We start from the raw sequence: 16,043 nt of genomic DNA, 5'->3' as shown, positions 1-16,043 counted from the left end.
ATGGCATCGCCGACCCCGGTCGGCTTTACACCGGCGACATCGCGGCCGCGGCGACCATGATCAACGAGCCGCTGCGTCGCTGGCGCACGGTGGGGGCCGATCTGCTCGTCGAACTGGCCGAGCACACCCCGATCGACGTCTGGGGTATCTACACTGCCGCACTCAACAGCGCTGTAGGCGGTCGGGTCAGGGGCAAGGGCGATGTGCCGCCGCGGCTGCTGATGCGGCAGGTCGCCCGCCGCCGGGTCTATCTGCACACCGCCCGGTGGACGTCCCTGGGTATGTCGCTGATTGAGGCGATGTACCTCGGAATGCCGGTGGTGGCGGTCGCGTCCACGATGGCGCCGCTGGTGGTGCCCGCGGAGGCGGGCGTCGTGAGCGCGGATGTCCGGACGCTGGCCCACGCGCTGGAAGGGTTTGTCACCGATCTTGGCGCGGCGACGGTGGCCGGCAAGTCGGCCCGCGACTTCGCGATGGCGCATTTTGCGCTGGACCGTTTTCTTGCTCGATGGGACTGCGTCATCGACGAGTGCTGCGGATGAGCTTGGGGGAGTGGGGCCGATGAAAATCGCAATGGTTTCAGAGCACGCGAGCCCGCTGGCGATGCTGGGCAGCGTCGACGCGGGCGGACAGAACGTGCACGTGGCGGAGCTCTCGGCGGGGCTGGCGCGTCGTGGTCACCGGGTGACGGTATACACCCGTCGGGACGACCCCGATCTGCCTGAACGTGTCGAGACTCCGCACGGCTACACGGTGGTTCACGTGCCGGCCGGGCCGCCGGAGCATCTGCCAAAGGATGAGTTGCTGCGGTACATGGGCCCGTTCGCCCGGTACCTGGATGCCCAGTGGGCCGCGGACCGGCCCGACGTCACCCATGCCCATTTCTGGATGTCGGGCATCGCCACCCAGTTGGCGGCCCGGCACGTCAACCTGCCCGCCGTGCAGACATTTCACGCGCTCGGGGTGGTGAAGCGCCGCCACCAGGGGGCCCAAGACACCAGTCCCCCCGAGCGACCACGGCTGGAGGCGATGCTCGCCAGAACCGCGACCTGGGTCGCTGCCACCTGCACCGACGAGGTGTTCGAGCTGATCCGGATGGGCCGGTCTCGATCCCGGATCTCGGTCGTTCCGTGCGGTGTCAACCTGGACCTGTTCACTCCGGTGGCGACGCCAGCTCCGCGGACAGCGCAGCATCGCATCGTCAGCGTCGGAAGGTTGGTGCCGCGCAAGGGTTTCGACGTCGTCATTCGCGCGCTGCCGCTGATGCCGAATACCGAACTGGTCATCGTCGGCGGACCCGACAGGTCCCAGTTCGACTCCGATCCGGAGGTATGCCGGCTGCGCGACCTGGCCGCCGAGCTTGGCGTCGGCGACCGGATGCGGCTCCACGGTTCCGTCGCCCGCGAGGACATGCCTGCGCTGCTGCGGTCGGCCGATGTGGTGGCCTGCACCCCGTGGTATGAGCCGTTTGGCATTGTGCCGGTGGAGGCGATGGCCTGCGGGATTCCCGTGGTGGCATCGGCCGTCGGCGGCATGCTGGATACGGTCGTGGACGACGTGACCGGTCGACTGGTACCGCCGAGGCGTCCAACCGACACCGCGGAGGCCATCTACCCGCTATTACGTAATTCGTTTCTCCGGTGCTCCCTCGGCGCGGCCGGGCGCGATCGTGCCCGGTCCCGTTATTCGTGGGACAGGATTGCCGGGGATACTTTGCGGATCTATGACCGGTTGGTGCCGGCCGGCTACTCGCGGCCGACGGCGGCATCCAGCAAGCAGTCCGGATGACCGGGGCGGCTTCAGCCCGATTCGAGCAGCGTCAGCGCCTGCTCGACGCTGGCGGGCAGCCGCCGGCGCTGACCGACGACCTGGGGCAGCTTCATCAGTGCCTGCGCGGCTCCCCGGGCGTGCTCACCGTCGTGCAGGGCCGCCGATATCAGACTGCCGGTTGCCTTGACGCAGTGGCGAATTGGGCGTCGCATCCAGGTGGTGAGGACGGCGTTGCGCAGACTACGCGCGTCCTGTGCCGCCGTGGTCGGACGCAGCGCGGAAGGCTGGTGCACGGCGACCAGCTCGGGGCAGTAACACAACTCCCAGCCGAGCGTCGCCAGGTCAAGGGCGAGCAGTTGCTCTTCGCCGCGAAAGTGCAGGATGTCACTGAATCCGCCGGCCGCCACGAACGCGGGCTTGCGGACCATCGCCGAACAGGCCAGGAAGCCCAGGATCGACGGCCCCGGCAGGTCCAGGCGGCGCCCGAGCGCGCTGTTGGCCAGCTCGTCGGCCAGCGGGTCGTCTCGGCGCTGCGGCCACACCTTGGTCCGGGCGGCCAGCAGGCCGACGGTCGGATGCCGGTCGAATATCTCCTCGGCGATGGCGGTAGCGTCTGGCGCCCACCAAGAGTCGTCATCGCAGAACGCGACAAACGGTGTTCGGCAGGCCGCCACTCCGACATTGCGCCCCACCGCGCCCCGGTTGGAGTCCAGTTCGATGATGTGCAGCCGGTTCGCCGACCGTGCTTCGATGCGTCGTGCGGTCGCGACAGAATCATCCTCGGAGTTGTTGTCCACCAGGATGATCGGGCAGTTCGTGGTGTCGAGCAGCCGGGTGATGGTCGCCGCGAGTTCGGCGGCACGGTTGCGGCTGGCGATCACGAACGAGGTCCTGGCCGCGTTCAGCTGGGCTGCTGCCATAACCGTGCCGGCTACCCGGTGCGGCGCGGCGTAAACGGCTGTTGCCGAACCTCTTCGGGGATGACTGCGCATGGTGCATGAAATCAGACGTGCCCTGATAACCGGTGGTGGCGGCTTCCTCGGCGGCCACCTGTGCGAACGTCTGCTGGACAACGGAGTCGGAGTTATCTGCGTCGACGATCTGTCCACCAGCTCCCCGAGGGCCCCTGGTCTCTTGCCTCACGACTCCGGCTATCAGTTCGTCCGACACGACAACACTAAGCCGTTGGCGGGCCTGCCGCCGCACCCGGTTGTGGACAGCATCTTCCATCTGGCGTCACCTGCCTCGCCGGTTGACTATCTGCGGCTGCCGTTGCTGACCTTGCGAACCGGCGCGCTGGGCACCGCCAACGTTCTCGACATCGCCGAGCGGTGCGGCGCCCGGATGGTGCTGGCCTCTACCAGCGAAGTATACGGTGATCCGCTCCAGCATCCGCAGCACGAAACATATTGGGGCAACGTCAATCCGGCGGGGCCGCGCAGCGAGTACGACGAAGCCAAGCGCTTTGCCGAGGCGCTGAGGTTCGTCTATCAGCGGGCTCCGTCCGCCGACGTCGGGGTGGCCCGCGTCTTCAACACCTACGGGCCCCGGATGCGATCAGACGACGGCCGCATGGTGCCCACCTTCTGCCGGCAGGCGCTGACCGGAAAGCCCATCACCGTCACTGGCAGCGGCAGGCAGAGCCGCTCTCTGTGCTACGTCGACGACACCGTCGCGGGACTTCTCGCGCTGGCCAGATCGGACTGTGCGGGACCGGTCAACATCGGCAATCCCGACGAGCTCACTGTGCAGCGCATCGCCGAACTCGTCCGCGACCTGGCCAGCAGCGACTCACCGATCCGGTACCTGCCGGCGATGCAGGAGGACCCGCAACGCCGCTGTCCCGACATCGGTTGGGTCCGCGACCGGTTGGGCTGGCAACCGCAAGTGCCCTACACCGATGGGCTGGCCAAAACCATCGAATGGTTCCGCGCACAGCTCGCGGTGTCCGCGTAGTCCAGGAACGCAGCAGGAGGGAAAGTGCGAATACCGGGAATCAACGCGGTGTTTCACGATCCGCCCGCCGCCGTGGTGGTAGACGGGAAGATCGTTGCCGCCGCAGAAGAAGGGCGGTCCTCCCCGCGTAAGCACGGCAAGCAGGCGGTGCCGTTTTCCACCTGGGAGCTCCCAGTGACGAATACAAGGTGATGGCGATGGTATCCCCGGTGCTGCAGGAGTGCCGGTGAACGGCGCCGTGGTCGCCAGGGTCGACAGCGCCGGTGATGTCCTCATCACCGGCCCGGCGGTGCAGGCCGTCGCCGCCAGCCACTACGGGGTCGCTTTTCTGACCGGACCGCGCGAACGTGCGGCGGCCGAATTGCTGCCCGCAGTGGACGAAATCATCGAATGGCGCGACGACCAGTACAAGCCGGCCCCCGGCGCCCAGCTGAACAAGCCCGAGGACGTCGCCGCGGCGGCGGTCTTCGCCCCGTCGCAGCCACCGGGTTGCGGGGTGCGAGAGATGGTCCTCTGCGCATCGACGGAGTCCTCATGGCCGCCCTAGCCGCTGCGGAGCGCCTTGTGGTGTTGCGGGCGCTGGGACTCGGTGATCTGCTGACCGGGTTACCAGCGCTGCGCGGGCTGCGGCGGGCTTACCCGGATGCGCACATCGTCCTCGCCACTCCCGAGCGGTTCTGCAAGCTGGCCATGTTGTCCGGCGCGATCGACCAAGTCGCGCCCACCTCCGGGCTCGGCCGGCTGCAGGGTCGCGCCGCACCGCCCGGTCTGGCGGTGAATCTGCACGGCAGCGGCCCAGAAAGCATCGCCGACCTGCTTGCGCTTGGTCCCGGTGCGCTGCTCAGCCACCGGCACGCCAACTACCCCGGCCTGGATGGGCCGCCGTGGCGCGCCGACCTGCACGAGGTCGATCGGTGGTGCCGGCTGCTGGAATGGGCCGGAATCGCGTGTGACCCAGAAGATCTCGCCATTGCCCGGCCGCGCGGATTTCCCGATCGGTCCGGCCTGGTGGTCATCCACCCGGGTGCCGGCGCGGCGGCGCGGCGCTGGCCCGCCGAGCGCTTCGCTGCGGTGGCGGCCGCGCTGCACCACGCCGGCCACGACGTTGTGATCACCGGCGACTGCTACGAACTCGACCTGGCGCGCTCGGTCGTGCGGTTAGCGGGTCTGCCCGAATCCGCTGTGCTGGCAGGCACTCTCGGCCTGCTCGGGCTGATCGCACTGATCAGCGACTGCCGCCTGCTGATCTGTGGCGACACCGGTGTCGGGCACATCGCCACTGCGACCGGCGCGCCGTCGGTGCTGTTGTTCGGCCCAACGCCGCCCAACCACTGGGGACCGCGTGGGCCCGGCCCGCACATAGCGGTGTGGGCCGGGGACAAGGGTGACCCCCATGCCGATCGACCGCACAGCGGGCTCTTGCTGATCGCGGTCTCGCGTGTACTGGACGCCGCACAGCATCTGCTGCGGGACTGCGGGTGACCGGGATGCGGATCGGCGTCGTCGGGGCGGGCTACGTCGGTCTCACCACCGCCGTGTGCCTGGCCGAACGCCAACATGACACCATCTGCGTCGATGTCGACCGGGACAAGGTCGCACAGCTGCGGCGCGGCGTCGCACTGCTCGACGAACCAGCCCTGCCCCTGCTGCTGGACCACGGTTTACACAGCGGCACGCTGCGGTTCTACGCCGATTACGACGCGCTGGCGGACCGCGACGTGGTGTTCGTCTGCGTGCCCACCCCGAGCCGATCCGACGGCTCGGCCGACCTGAGCGCCGTCGAGGCGGCCATCGACGAATTGGCCGGGGTGCTGTGCGCGGCATCGGTGATTGCTTTGAAGTCGACCGTCCCGGTGGGGACCGCGCATAGGGTTGCGCGGCGTCTTTACGGCACCGGCATCCGGGCAGTGTCCAATCCTGAGTTCCTGCGCGAAGGCCATGCGATCTACGACTTTCGGCACCCCGACCGAATTATCATCGGCGCGACAGACGACGACGCGGCGGACACGGTCGACCGCGTGTACGGCAGCGGCGACGCGCAGACGTTGCGGATGAGCCCGGAAAGCGCCGAAGTCGCCAAGTACGCCAGCAATGCCTTTCTGGCCGTGAAGATTTCATATACGAACTCGCTGGCAGGGTTGTGCGCCCGGGTGGGAGCCAACATCGAAGACGTGACCCGCTGCATGGGCGCCGACGTGCGGATCGGCCAGCACTTCTTGCGGCCGGGCCCGGGGTGGGGAGGTTCCTGTCTGCCCAAGGACACCGCCGCGCTGCTGCACACCGGGCGGGAGAACGGCGTCGAGCTGCCCGAAGTGGAGTCGGCCCGCACGACCAACGCCGCTCAGCCGGGCCGCATCGCGGCCGCGCTGCGACGGGCGATGTCCTCACCTCTGTCGTCCGCACGTGTGACGGCCATGGGGCTGACATTCAAGGCCGGCACCAGCGACGTGCGTGACTCGCCGGCGCTGACGATCTGCGCCGACTTGGCCCGCGCGGGCGTGCAGATCACCGGCTACGACCCCAGGATCGCTTCCCTCGATCCCGTCGAAGTGCGCCGGTCCGCAATCGTGGCCGTTGATGACCCATACCTTGCCGCCAAGGATGCCGATGCCATCGTGGTGCTCACCGAGTGGCCGCAGTTCCGTGAGCTGAACTGGACGGTGCTCGCCGAGCAGGCGCCGGGCGCGGTGGTGGTGGACACCCGTAACCTTCTGGATCCCGCGGTGGTCTCCGACACCGGTTTGATCTACCTCGGAAACGGAACCCCGTCGGGCTTCTGACCGTGGGTCAGTCGCAGTCCTGCACCGCCTCGCTGATCGACGAGAAGATTTCGAACAGCTCGCTCAACTGCTCTGCGGCGATAGCAGCCTGGACTGGACCTGCCCTCCCGTCTACCAAGCAGAAAGCGCGGTCCGACTCGCCGGCGACCGCGGCAGCGGCTGCAAGAGCACGGACGCCACCGGCATCGATACGTGTGATTGCGGAAAGGTCGACTATTAATTGTGTCGGTGCCCGCGACAGTTCGTCGACGAGAGTCTGCTGCATCGCCGCTGTGGCGTCACCGATCAGGTCGCCAACAAGGTGTACGACGGTGCTGCCGGCGGTCAATCGTTGCACGTTGATGGTGATCGACCGGGCTCGTTTTCCATTGCCATCTTGGCTCACGTCACCTCCCACGGACGTAATCAGGAGTTAGTAAAGTGCACCGGAGCAGGCGTGTGATATCCGCAAAGCGTCCGATGTTGTCCGCTTCGCGTCCCGTGTGGCTCGAACGAAGATGGCCGTTCGCTGACCGATTTGCTCAAGCCGACGGCGAGGGTGACCGACCTGAAGAGACCGCCGAACTCAACGCTGCCCCGTTGTCCAGGCTCCACAGTTCGCTTTGCGGTCAGGCCAGGCGTAATCCTTCGTTTCATGGGCTGTCTCGCCACCCCCGCGGTGAGATCGTCGGTGGTGTGCCGCTGTTGATGGCGGTGCGGGGGGAATGAACTTGTGGAGAACGGTCGGATACCGCAATGAGTCGGTGTCCCACGATCCTGGGGTGGTTCGACCCGATAGCGCGGATGCGCGGTGATCCGCCTCAAGGTCATGTCGGTGTTTGTCCTGACGCGGGCCAGGAATCATGTTCACAGGAGGCGCAGGCAAACACGACGTTTGAGATCAGCGGACTGATACCGCTGTACGGCCGCGTCCAGCGAGCAGCTGCCCGCCCAGCGCTGAAATTGGCGGTTCGAACGGTCGAGTTTCGCTACGCCTCGGTACCGGTGTATCAGCGGTTCTCCGCCGGTGGGCGCCCAGCGGTCGTTCAGCCTAGATGTCAACGGCCGTTGGGTCGCGACCAAACGGCTGCCGGCTCGCGGCGGCCTGGGAAGGGGGTGCAGCTAGGCGCGGCTCCGGGCGTCTTTCGGCTGCGGGTACCAGCGGAGTGAAACCCCAACCCCTGTTAGCCGGGCGTGGGCGCGCAATCGCGTGGTTCTTGTTATGAACGTCGAATCGGTTAGTCAGTACGACGACGCCGGGTTCGAAGAGATTTCGTCAAGTTTGACTGCACTGTCGCAAGTCACCTTCGATGACCACGACGCCGCCGAGATTCTTCGCGTGGCCGCGGCCGCGATCAGCACTGTTTCGCCGTGCCGGGTCGAGGCGAGCTATCGTGTCGTCGAAGGAGCGTTCGTTCGCTGTCCCTCGTCGCAACCGGAGGACCTCGACCTTGAGCGGCGAGTCCGCGAGAGCGGCTGTGACGGGCAGGTCACGATGGACGACGACCGACGGTGGGGATGGGCGTTCCCGCTGCGTCACCAGAGCATCGTCAACGGGTGTCTAGTCGTCAGTGCCGCCAGTGAACCCGAGAAGAATCAGATCCTGGTGCTCACCATTTTGACCCAGCAGACGGGCGCCGCCTTGGCGAACGCGGCGATGCATGACCGCGACTCCGGTCGTGCCACCCAACTGGCAACCGTGAACACCGAATTTGAGACAACGAATCGCAGCCTCGCCACGAGCGTATTGCGACTGCAACGACAATTAAAGGTGCGTGAGATGCTGGCTGCCGCCGAGGCGGCGGAAATCGGTGAGCAGGGGATCGTGGACGCGCTCCATGAGCTGACCGAACTTCCGGTGGCCCTGGAAGACAAGTTCGGCAATCTACGAAACTGGTCAGGTCCGGGGCGCCCAGCTGATTACCCCAAAGACGCACCGGAGCAGCGCGAGTCCTCGCTGCGCGAGCTGGCTACTCATGCCGGTGCGGCCAGGATCGGCGACCGGTTGCTCATCCTCGTTCAACCTGGTGCCGAGATTCTCGGTGTCCTGGCACTGATCGACCCGGACCGCCGCGCGACCGAGGACAGCGTGTTCGCGCTGCGCTGCAGCAGCACTGCGTTGGCGTCGGAACTGGCCCATCAGCGACACCTCGGTGAGATCGAGCTCAACGTGCGCCGCGACCTTGTCGACGACCTGTTGGCGGGCACCGACCCCGACGGGGCGTATGCCCGCGCCGATGCCCTGGGCCATGACCTGCGACGCCCGCATTATGTGGTGGTGGTGCAAAGTACTGGGCGCGCGGAAGGTGCGTTGGGTGGCGCAACCGGACGGGCCGCGGTTGCATTGAATCTGAACTATCTGCAAGGCCGGCACGCGGGTCTGGTCGTTCTGCTCGTCGACGGCCGACCGGATCCCCGCGCGCTGGACCGTGTGATCAGCGACCACCTCGGGCGAAGGACGAGCGTGATCGGCATCGGCTCTCGGTGCGAGGTGCCCGCTGACTTCCCGCAGTCATTCGCTGAGGCGCGACGAGCGCTGAACATTCGGCTGCGCTCTGCGAGCCCCGAGGGCGCCTCGGCGTTCGACGAACTCGGTTTCTATCGCTTGATCGATGCCGCACATCGCGCAGGCGCGGTCGAAGGGTTCGTGCGCGAATGGCTGGGAGCACTCCTCGACTACGACGAGAGCAGAAACTCCGAGCTGGTTCTCACGCTCAGCCAATACCTGGAATGTGGTGGCAGCTATTCGGAATCGGCCGCCACCCTGCATATCCACCGCAGCACCTTGCGGTACAGGCTTTCCCGCATTCGGGAAATCACTGGCGTCGACCTCCGCGATGTCGATAACCGATTCAATCTGCATGTCGCGACCAGGGCCTGGCGATTCCTCAATCCCGCTCGCTGAACGGGACATTAGAAGGAAACGTCGCTCGTTCGTCTGGCAGATACGGCACGATCCGCACCGGCATACCCGTAGGGCCGCCACTCAAACGCTCCCGATTAGCGGTCCCCAAAGGTCTGCCGGGTTGCCCTTGTTTGGCTCTGCAGGGTCGATGCAGCGATCCTGTTCGTTTGGCAGAGTATGCCCACAGTGTCAACCGACCCGGCGAATTGAGCGGAACAATGGACATATTCACATGCGCGGTGGACATCGATGAGCAGCGTGCTGTCGCTTATCTGAACGGCGAACTGGACATGAGTACGGCGCAGTGCTTGGTCGACCGACTGCGACCCGTCGCGCTGGCCGGGCGGGACCTGGTCGTCGACCTTGCCGGCATCAGTTTCTTCGGCACCGCAGCACTGACGGCGCTTGCCGAACTTGACCGGCGTGCCACCGCAGCCGGTGGCTCGATCCGGTTGTCGCAGTTACCCGCACCTGTGTGGCGGCTGCTCGCGGTGACGGGGACCGCGGATCGATTCGACATTCTCCAACATCGCCCCGATGAAGCGTCGTCGTCGCGCACCCTCCCGCGGCGCTCTACATCGGTCTTGGGCACCAGCTCCGCGCTGGTGAAAGGCCATAGAACCCAGTCACTTTGATGGAATCAGTTTCGGTGTCGTCACCGCGGGCCGTGTTCAGCCCTGCTGGGTCTTGACCTCGGCGACTCAATTCATAGCCGATGCCGCTGCGTGCGACGGCGGGACGTGACCTCAATTCTGGGTTGCGCCCAGTGCAGACGAAACATCAAGTGCCCCAGGGCCTCACGCTACTCGTTCCGGAGGACCACCGTTGGCGGTGTATTCTGCTCCGCTGGGCCGGTGCGCTAGTCGCCCTTGGTTTCTGATGATTGGTCGATGAGACCTCGAACTCTAAGCATCGGACTGTTGGCGCCTCCGTGGGTTGCGGTACCGCCACCGGCCTATGGCGGCACGGAGTCGGTGGTAAGCGAACTGGCGCGCGGCCTGGTCGCTGCAGGACACGACGTCATGCTCTACGCGACCGGCGACAGCACCGCACCGGTCCCCGTCCTCTATGAGCTCACCACGGGCGCCTCGGATCGCATCGGCGCCAGTGTCGTGGAACTAACACACGTCATGCACGGTTACGAGGCGCTCGCTGGCTGCGACGTCGTGCACGATCACACCCTGCTCGGGCCGGCCTGGGCGCTGGCCTGTGGCCACGAGCGCGTCGTCACGACATGCCACGGGCCGTTCGACGGCGAATTGCGGGCCATCTACCGCCGCTACGGCAAGCGGCTGCCGGTGATCGCGATATCGCAGAACCAGGCAGCGAGCGCACCCGAAATCGCTGTGGACCGCGTGATCCACCACGGCATCGACCCTGACCAGTACCCGGTGGGACGCGGTGACGGCGGCTATCTGCTGTTTCTGGGGCGGATGACACCGGACAAGGGGGTTCGCGAAGCGGTGGCGATAGCCCGAGCCGCCGGTCAGCGCCTGGTCATTGCGGCCAAGGCGCGCGAGGCGGCCGAGCAGCGATACTTCGCCGAACAGATCGAGCCGTTGCTTGACGACGGCGTGCACTTTGTCGGGGAGGTAGCCGGCGAGATAAAGCTTGCACTGATGGGCGGTGCGTCGGCGCTGCTCAATCCGATCCAATGGTCCGAACCCTTCGGGCTGGTCATGATCGAGGCGATGGCGTGCGCGACACCGGTGGTCGCTTGCCCAAACGGTGCCGCCCCGGAGATTGTCGACGACGGCCACACCGGTTTCCTGTGCTCCGAGCCGGCTTCCCTAGTCGAGGCCGTACAACAGATCCACGATCTGAACCGGGCAGCCTGCCGCGCCGCGGTGATCGAACGGTTCTCCACCACCCGCATGGTCGCCGACCATCTCGCTGTCTACCGAGACATGCTGGCGCAGTGACATTTATCTATGGCGTGGAGAGTGCGGTCGACGCCTGGACATCCGGCGCCGGTCCACCCGTGACAGCGGCGTAGCTAGACATAGTTTTCATGCACATAGCACCATCGCCACGTTTCTCCGGACTCCAAGGACTGCACGATGGGGTGCTCAGAGTCAAGGAAGTGCACGGCGGCGTGCCGCATCGGTGAAGAATCGCAGCAGCCGACGTGTCCACACGTGAGGCATAGCCGCAAATGCACCCACTGGGTGCCGAGCCGCAGGCACTCCTGGCAGCCCTTGTGGGTACGCGGGCTTACGGGCCTAATCGCGACGACATCGGGATCGATGTGTGTCGAGGTCATGAACGTGCCTCCTTAAGGGTGTGTCCTGAAAGCAATCTGTCGAGCCAATCTCTCAACGCCGCAACGGAAGCGGCGACCAATTGGCGGGCCAAAACCTGCCCGCGGTCTATGAGCGGTAGCGTAGGTACCACACGAATGGTGAAGCGCTGTGAGATCACCGGTGCCTTGTCCGCGTCGACTTTGACCAGTTTCAGCTGACCGGCGCGTTCGGCGGCGAGTTGTTCCAACGCCGGGCTCACCATATGGCATGGTCCACACCAGCTTGCCCGCAAGTCGACAAGCACTGGCATCAAGGCCTTTTCGACAATCAAGGCACAATCCCGTCCGACGCGCCAAGGTATAGCGAGCGGCGGGTGCCGTCATCGTCCCCTCCGCGGGTCGAACGTCGACACGGTGGCCAGCTGCCGAAACAACTCGCGTTCTCGGGCAGTGGGTTTGGGCGGCACCATAACTTTTATCTCGGTGTACAGGTCGCCCGGCGCACCACGCGGGTTGGGCATCCCTTCGCCCCGCAGCCGTAACCGCCTGCCGGTCGAGGAACCGGGGGGCACCTTGACCTTGGCCTCCCCTCCGGGGGTGCGAATCGCGACGGTTGCTCCGAGCGCCGCTTCCCAGGGTGAGACGGGCAGATCGACGATTAGGTCGCGGCCATCAAGCCGGAAGTGGGGATGCGGTGCGATCCGAACGACCAGATACAGGTCGCCTGGCGACCCATCCCCGCTGCCCCGCCCGCCCTGACCGGCCAAGCGGATCCGCTGCCCGTCGACGACTCCGGCCGGAATGTTCACGGTGTAGTTGCGACCGTTCAGGGAGATCTGTCGTCGGCCGCCGCGGTAGGCCTCCTCGATGGTCAGTTCCAGCACTGCCTCCTGGTCGGCGCCGGGCGCGGGTCCGAAGCCACTACCGCCCGAAAAGATGTCGCCGAAAAGATCTTCGATGTTGATGCCGCCGGCGCCACCGAAGCCCTGTCCGAAGCGCACACGGGGGCCGGATCGATCGCCGCTACGAAATCGGGTCGAGCCGCTTGCTCCAGCGCCGACTCGCTCGTCCCAGTCCTCTGGAACTCGTCGGAAGTCCTCCCCGAACCGGTCGTAGCGCCGACGGGTTTGCGGGTCGGCCAGGACGTGATAGGCCTCGTTGATCTCTTTGAACCGGTCCTCTGCGCCAGGATCCTTATTGATGTCAGGGTGGTATTTGCGGGCCTGCGTGCGAAACGCCTGCTGGATCTGGTCGGCCGTCGCGTCTCGCGAGATCCCGAGCACCTCGTAGTAATCGCGGGCCACCAGACCTCACTCCTCGCGCCGGCTGACCACCACGGCCGCCGGGCGGAGCTGTCGCGAGCCCTCGCCATAGCCGGGGCGAATCACCTCCAAAACCGTCCCGGGCGCGCTGTCCTGATGATCGGCCACGCCGACGACCTCATGGCGCTCCGGGTCGAACGGCACCCCGGTCGCCGCATCACGCGGGTAGCCCAGACGTTCCAGCACCTGCACCGCTTCTTGGAGGATGTTGCGCAAACCGTCGATGACCGCTTCGTCGCGCGCATGACTGACGGCTCGCTCCAGGTTGTCCACGATCGGAAGCCACGCCCGGGCCACCGTTGAGCGTTCCGCCCCGCGCTCTCGGTCCAATTCGCGTGCGTATCGCTTGCGCAAGTTGTCCAGGTCAGCAACCGCTCGCCGCCAGCGGTCCTCGAGCCGAGCCAGCTCTTCGTCCCAATCAGCTTGGTTGGCAACGGGTTCCGCAGTAGCGTCGGTCGGCCTGTCGTGGTTCTGCTCACTGGTCGATTGTTCCGCGGGGATGCCCATACCGCTCAGCCCCGGTCGAACTCGGCGTCGACGACGTCATCGTCCGATCTTGACCCGTCTCCGTTGCCGGACGGCTGTCCGTTGCCGCCAGCGGTTGGGGCAGACTGCAAGCCATAGAGGAGTTGCTGCAGCTCCGAGGTCAACGACTGGACTCGGTCGAGTGGTGCTTCCTCTTTGACGGCCTGCCGGGCATCGGTGATCAGCGTCTCCGCGCGCGCCCGCTCATGGGGCGGGGCCGAGTCGCCGAGCTGGGCAAGCCGTCGCTCCACCTGGTATGCCACCGAGTCAAGCTCGTTGCGCGCTTCGACCGCCCGGCGGAGCTGCTCGTCTTCCCGGCGATGCGCTTCGGCCTCGGCGACCATCCGCTCGACCTCACTCTTGTCGAGGTTTGACTGCTCGCTGATGGTGATGCTCTGTTCGGCACCGGTGTCCTTATCCCGCGCGGTGACGTTGAGGATGCCGTTGGCGTCGATGTCGAAGATGACTTCGATCTGCGGCTCGCCGCGCGGTGCAGGGCGGATGTTCTGCAAGCTGAACCGGCCGAGCACCCGGTTGTCCCTGGCTAATTCGCGCTCACCCTGCAGTACGACGATGTCGACGGCGGGTTGGTTGTCTTCGGCGGTGGTGAATACTTCGCTGCGCCGCACCGGGATCGTGGTGTTGCGTTCGATGATCTTGGTCATCACGCCGCCGCGGGTTTCCACGCCCAACGACAACGGTGTCACGTCGAGCAGGAGGACGTCGGTAACCTCACCTTTGAGCACCCCCGCCTGCACCGCCGCCCCCATCGCGACCACCTCGTCGGGGTTCACGCTCATGTTCGGGTCCTTGCCGCCGGTGAGCCGGCGGACGAGGGCCTGGACGGCGGGGATGCGAGTCGACCCGCCGACCAGGATGACCTCGTCGATATCGTTGGCCGATACCTTCGCGTCGCTCATCGCCTGCTTGACCGGACCCATGCAGCGCTCGACCAGATCGGCGGTGAGGTCGTCGAACTTGGACCGCATGATCGTCATGGTGAGGTGTTTTGGCCCGCCGGCGTCCGCAGTGATGAATGGCAGGTTCACCTGGCTCTGCGCCACCGATGACAGCTCGACTTTGGCCTTCTCCGCCGCCTCGAACAACCGCTGCAAAGCTTGGGGGTCCGAGCGCAGATCGATGCCGTTCTCACGCTGAAACTCATCGGCCAGATAGTCCACCAGCCGGCGGTCGAAATCGTCGCCGCCCAAGTGGGAATCGCCCGCGGTGGCGCGGACTTCCACCACGCCGTCACCGACGTCGAGCAGGCTCACGTCGAAGGTGCCGCCCCCGAGGTCGAAGACGAGAACGGTTTCGTGTCCCTTCTTATCCAAGCCGTATGCGAGCGCCGCTGCGGTCGGCTCGTTGATGATGCGCAGAACTTCCAGACCGGCAATCCGCCCCGCGTCCTTGGTGGCGTTGCGCTGGGCGTCGTTGAAGTAAGCCGGGACAGTGATGACGGCTTCGCCCACTCGCTCACCCAGAAACTTGCCCGCATCGTCGGCGAGTTTGCGCAGCACCTGGGCGCTGATTTCCTCCGGCGCGTATAGCTTGCCGCGCACCTCGAATCGGGCTGCGCCGCCTTCACCTTCGACGACATCAAAGCTGACAGCCTTTGCCTCCTCGGAGACCTCCGAGAAACGGCGGCCAATGAATCGCTTCGCCGAGTAGATGGTGCCCTTGGGGTTCATGATGGATTGTCGCCTGGCCAGTTGCCCGACCAGGCGCTCCCCGCTCTCGGTAAAGGCCACGACCGACGGGGTGGTTCGTGCTCCCTCGGCGTTGGGGATCACCACCGGTTCGCCCCCCTGCCACGCGGCGATGACGGAATTCGTCGTCCCGAGATCGATTCCTACTGCGGTTGCCATGTAGTAGTCCCTTCCGTTGGTCCTTTGAGGAGTTGCAGAGCGCGCTGGGCGACCGCTACGTCGGCGACGACGTCGAAATGTCTCGGCTGAAGTGTGGTGACCGCCGCGAAATCGCGTCGACCGCGTTGCATCCCGTACACGAGCATGCCGATCAACGCTCCCACCACGGCACCGAAGATGAGGCCATAGAACGCGAGCACCAGCCCGGCTATCAACGGGTGAATCCAACTGAAGACACCGAAAACCCAGCCGATCAGCGCTCCCACCAGACCACCTGAGATTGCGCCGCGCAGCGCCGCCAGGCCGTAGTTCATGTGCCCGGTGACCTGCTCGACCAACTCCAGATCTCGGCCGACGATCGCCAGCCGGTTCACCGGGAACTGCAGATCGGCGAGGTAGTCCACTGTCCGTTCGGCGTCGGCATAGTTATCGAAGGTGGCGATGGCCTGGCGGGCCGGCGCGTCCGGCCGGACCGCCGAGGCCATCGCGGTGTGCTGAATCATCGCGAGCCCTATGCGTTAACCGACTCGCGCTGACCGGAATCCGTTTGGACGGACTTCCGACCCTCGTCGGAACTGCCGATCTCGACCTTGCGGGGCTTGCTTGCCTCCGAGACGGGAATGGTCAAGGTGAGCACACCCCGCTCGCACGCGGCGCTGAGTTTGGTCGGATCTAGGTTGTCACCGAGAAACAGTT

The 16,043-nt window shown here is 65.9% G+C and carries 19 protein-coding genes; 10 read left to right on the top strand and 9 right to left on the bottom strand.

Annotation, left to right across the window (positions count from 1 at the left end; all coding sequences use genetic code 11):
- Together JWP83_RS04510 and JWP83_RS04505 are read left to right on the top strand one after the other, a co-directional pair.
- Positions 1–542, top strand: a 542-nt coding sequence (locus JWP83_RS04510) for a glycosyltransferase (RefSeq protein WP_297726389.1), incomplete at its 5' end; no start/stop codon positions are given.
- 19 nt (positions 543–561) lie between these two features.
- Positions 562–1,788, top strand: a complete 1,227-nt coding sequence (locus JWP83_RS04505) for a glycosyltransferase (protein ID WP_297726386.1) — start codon at positions 562–564, stop codon at positions 1,786–1,788.
- A gap of 11 nt (positions 1,789–1,799) precedes the next feature.
- Here the strand turns inward: JWP83_RS04505 and JWP83_RS04500 are convergent, their stop codons facing one another.
- Entirely contained in the window at positions 1,800–2,690 is an 891-nt protein-coding gene (locus JWP83_RS04500) for a glycosyltransferase family 2 protein (RefSeq protein WP_297726382.1), read from the bottom strand.
- 70 nt (positions 2,691–2,760) lie between these two features.
- Between JWP83_RS04500 and JWP83_RS04495 the strand changes: the two genes are divergently transcribed.
- The 5 genes from JWP83_RS04495 to JWP83_RS04475 are packed head-to-tail and all read left to right on the top strand — an operon-like array spanning position 2,761 to position 6,506.
- Positions 2,761–3,726 carry an NAD-dependent epimerase/dehydratase family protein gene (locus JWP83_RS04495; RefSeq protein WP_297726380.1) on the top strand — a complete coding sequence of 322 codons (966 nt, stop codon included), beginning with the start codon at positions 2,761–2,763 and terminating at the stop codon, positions 3,724–3,726.
- 24 nt (positions 3,727–3,750) lie between these two features.
- A complete protein-coding gene (locus tag JWP83_RS04490; RefSeq protein WP_297726392.1) occupies positions 3,751–3,918 on the top strand; it encodes a hypothetical protein in 168 nt (55 codons plus the stop codon).
- Between the two features lie 34 nt (positions 3,919–3,952).
- The gene (locus tag JWP83_RS04485; protein WP_297726376.1) at positions 3,953–4,273 is read left to right on the top strand and encodes a hypothetical protein; all 321 of its coding nucleotides are present in this window, start codon (positions 3,953–3,955) and stop codon (positions 4,271–4,273) included.
- Positions 4,261–5,208 (top strand): glycosyltransferase family 9 protein, encoded by a 948-nt coding sequence (locus tag JWP83_RS04480; protein WP_297726372.1) that lies wholly within the window; start codon positions 4,261–4,263, stop codon positions 5,206–5,208. Before JWP83_RS04485 ends, JWP83_RS04480 begins: the two co-directional genes overlap by 13 nt.
- A 5-nt stretch (positions 5,209–5,213) precedes the next feature.
- Positions 5,214–6,506 carry a UDP-glucose/GDP-mannose dehydrogenase family protein gene (locus JWP83_RS04475; RefSeq protein WP_297726369.1) on the top strand — a complete coding sequence of 431 codons (1,293 nt, stop codon included), beginning with the start codon at positions 5,214–5,216 and terminating at the stop codon, positions 6,504–6,506.
- A gap of 7 nt (positions 6,507–6,513) precedes the next feature.
- Here the strand turns inward: JWP83_RS04475 and JWP83_RS04470 are convergent, their stop codons facing one another.
- Positions 6,514–6,891 (bottom strand): STAS domain-containing protein, encoded by a 378-nt coding sequence (locus tag JWP83_RS04470; protein ID WP_297726366.1) that lies wholly within the window; start codon positions 6,889–6,891, stop codon positions 6,514–6,516.
- A gap of 816 nt (positions 6,892–7,707) precedes the next feature.
- Here JWP83_RS04470 and JWP83_RS04465 point away from each other — a divergent pair.
- The 3 genes from JWP83_RS04465 (at position 7,708) to JWP83_RS04455 (ending at position 11,312) form a co-directional block, all read left to right on the top strand.
- Positions 7,708–9,390: a helix-turn-helix domain-containing protein gene (locus tag JWP83_RS04465; protein ID WP_297726363.1), complete on the top strand. Its 1,683-nt coding sequence runs from the start codon at positions 7,708–7,710 to the stop codon at positions 9,388–9,390.
- Positions 9,391–9,608: 218 nt separating this feature from the next.
- The gene (locus JWP83_RS04460; RefSeq protein WP_297726360.1) at positions 9,609–10,025 is read left to right on the top strand and encodes an STAS domain-containing protein; all 417 of its coding nucleotides are present in this window, start codon (positions 9,609–9,611) and stop codon (positions 10,023–10,025) included.
- A 255-nt stretch (positions 10,026–10,280) separates the two neighbouring features.
- Complete coding sequence (locus JWP83_RS04455) at positions 10,281–11,312, top strand: glycosyltransferase family 4 protein (protein ID WP_297726356.1); 1,032 nt, start codon at positions 10,281–10,283, stop codon at positions 11,310–11,312.
- A 74-nt stretch (positions 11,313–11,386) separates the two neighbouring features.
- Here JWP83_RS04455 and JWP83_RS04450 read toward each other — a convergent pair whose 3' ends face one another.
- From JWP83_RS04450 to JWP83_RS04420, 7 genes are all read right to left on the bottom strand, one after another.
- Positions 11,387–11,653, bottom strand: coding sequence for a UBP-type zinc finger domain-containing protein (locus tag JWP83_RS04450; RefSeq protein ID WP_297726353.1), 267 nt, complete (start codon positions 11,651–11,653; stop codon positions 11,387–11,389).
- Positions 11,650–11,964 carry a thioredoxin domain-containing protein gene (locus JWP83_RS04445; RefSeq protein ID WP_297726350.1) on the bottom strand — a complete coding sequence of 105 codons (315 nt, stop codon included), beginning with the start codon at positions 11,962–11,964 and terminating at the stop codon, positions 11,650–11,652. Before JWP83_RS04445 ends, JWP83_RS04450 begins: the two co-directional genes overlap by 4 nt.
- 48 nt (positions 11,965–12,012) lie before the next feature.
- Positions 12,013–12,936: a J domain-containing protein gene (locus JWP83_RS04440; protein ID WP_297726347.1), complete on the bottom strand. Its 924-nt coding sequence runs from the start codon at positions 12,934–12,936 to the stop codon at positions 12,013–12,015.
- A 6-nt stretch (positions 12,937–12,942) separates the two neighbouring features.
- Complete coding sequence (locus JWP83_RS04435; protein ID WP_297726344.1) at positions 12,943–13,461, bottom strand: nucleotide exchange factor GrpE; 519 nt, start codon at positions 13,459–13,461, stop codon at positions 12,943–12,945.
- 5 nt (positions 13,462–13,466) lie between these two features.
- Positions 13,467–15,347 carry a molecular chaperone DnaK gene (gene dnaK / locus JWP83_RS04430; RefSeq protein WP_297726341.1) on the bottom strand — a complete coding sequence of 627 codons (1,881 nt, stop codon included), beginning with the start codon at positions 15,345–15,347 and terminating at the stop codon, positions 13,467–13,469.
- Entirely contained in the window at positions 15,332–15,850 is a 519-nt protein-coding gene (locus JWP83_RS04425; RefSeq protein ID WP_297726338.1) for a general stress protein, read from the bottom strand. The genes dnaK and JWP83_RS04425 overlap by 16 nt, the downstream gene beginning before the upstream one ends.
- Before the next feature lie 8 nt (positions 15,851–15,858).
- A partial coding sequence (locus tag JWP83_RS04420; protein ID WP_297726335.1) for an Hsp20 family protein occupies positions 15,859–16,043 on the bottom strand: 185 nt, incomplete at its 5' end.

The organism is Mycobacterium sp., from assembly GCF_025965855.1.
Lineage (GTDB): Bacteria > Actinomycetota > Actinomycetes > Mycobacteriales > Mycobacteriaceae > Mycobacterium.
Note: the sequence above shows the minus strand (reverse complement) of the source record. Positions and strands in the feature narration are given on the sequence as shown.

Bases quoted from the DNA above. Each gene is read 5' to 3' on its own strand.
- JWP83_RS04480 (WP_297726372.1), top strand. From the start codon at position 4,261: ATGGCCGCCCTAGCCGCTGCGGAGCGCCTTGTGGTGTTGCGGGCGCTG.
- JWP83_RS04495 (WP_297726380.1), top strand. From the start codon at position 2,761: ATGGTGCATGAAATCAGACGTGCCCTGATAACCGGTGGTGGCGGCTTC.
- JWP83_RS04500 (WP_297726382.1), bottom strand. From the start codon at position 2,690: ATGGCAGCAGCCCAGCTGAACGCGGCCAGGACCTCGTTCGTGATCGCC.
- JWP83_RS04455 (WP_297726356.1), top strand. From the start codon at position 10,281: ATGAGACCTCGAACTCTAAGCATCGGACTGTTGGCGCCTCCGTGGGTT.
- JWP83_RS04460 (WP_297726360.1), top strand. From the start codon at position 9,609: ATGGACATATTCACATGCGCGGTGGACATCGATGAGCAGCGTGCTGTC.
- JWP83_RS04465 (WP_297726363.1), top strand. From the start codon at position 7,708: ATGAACGTCGAATCGGTTAGTCAGTACGACGACGCCGGGTTCGAAGAG.
- JWP83_RS04505 (WP_297726386.1), top strand. From the start codon at position 562: ATGAAAATCGCAATGGTTTCAGAGCACGCGAGCCCGCTGGCGATGCTG.
- dnaK (WP_297726341.1), bottom strand. From the start codon at position 15,347: ATGGCAACCGCAGTAGGAATCGATCTCGGGACGACGAATTCCGTCATC.
- JWP83_RS04425 (WP_297726338.1), bottom strand. From the start codon at position 15,850: ATGATTCAGCACACCGCGATGGCCTCGGCGGTCCGGCCGGACGCGCCG.
- JWP83_RS04475 (WP_297726369.1), top strand. From the start codon at position 5,214: ATGCGGATCGGCGTCGTCGGGGCGGGCTACGTCGGTCTCACCACCGCC.
- JWP83_RS04450 (WP_297726353.1), bottom strand. From the start codon at position 11,653: ATGACCTCGACACACATCGATCCCGATGTCGTCGCGATTAGGCCCGTA.
- JWP83_RS04435 (WP_297726344.1), bottom strand. From the start codon at position 13,461: ATGGGCATCCCCGCGGAACAATCGACCAGTGAGCAGAACCACGACAGG.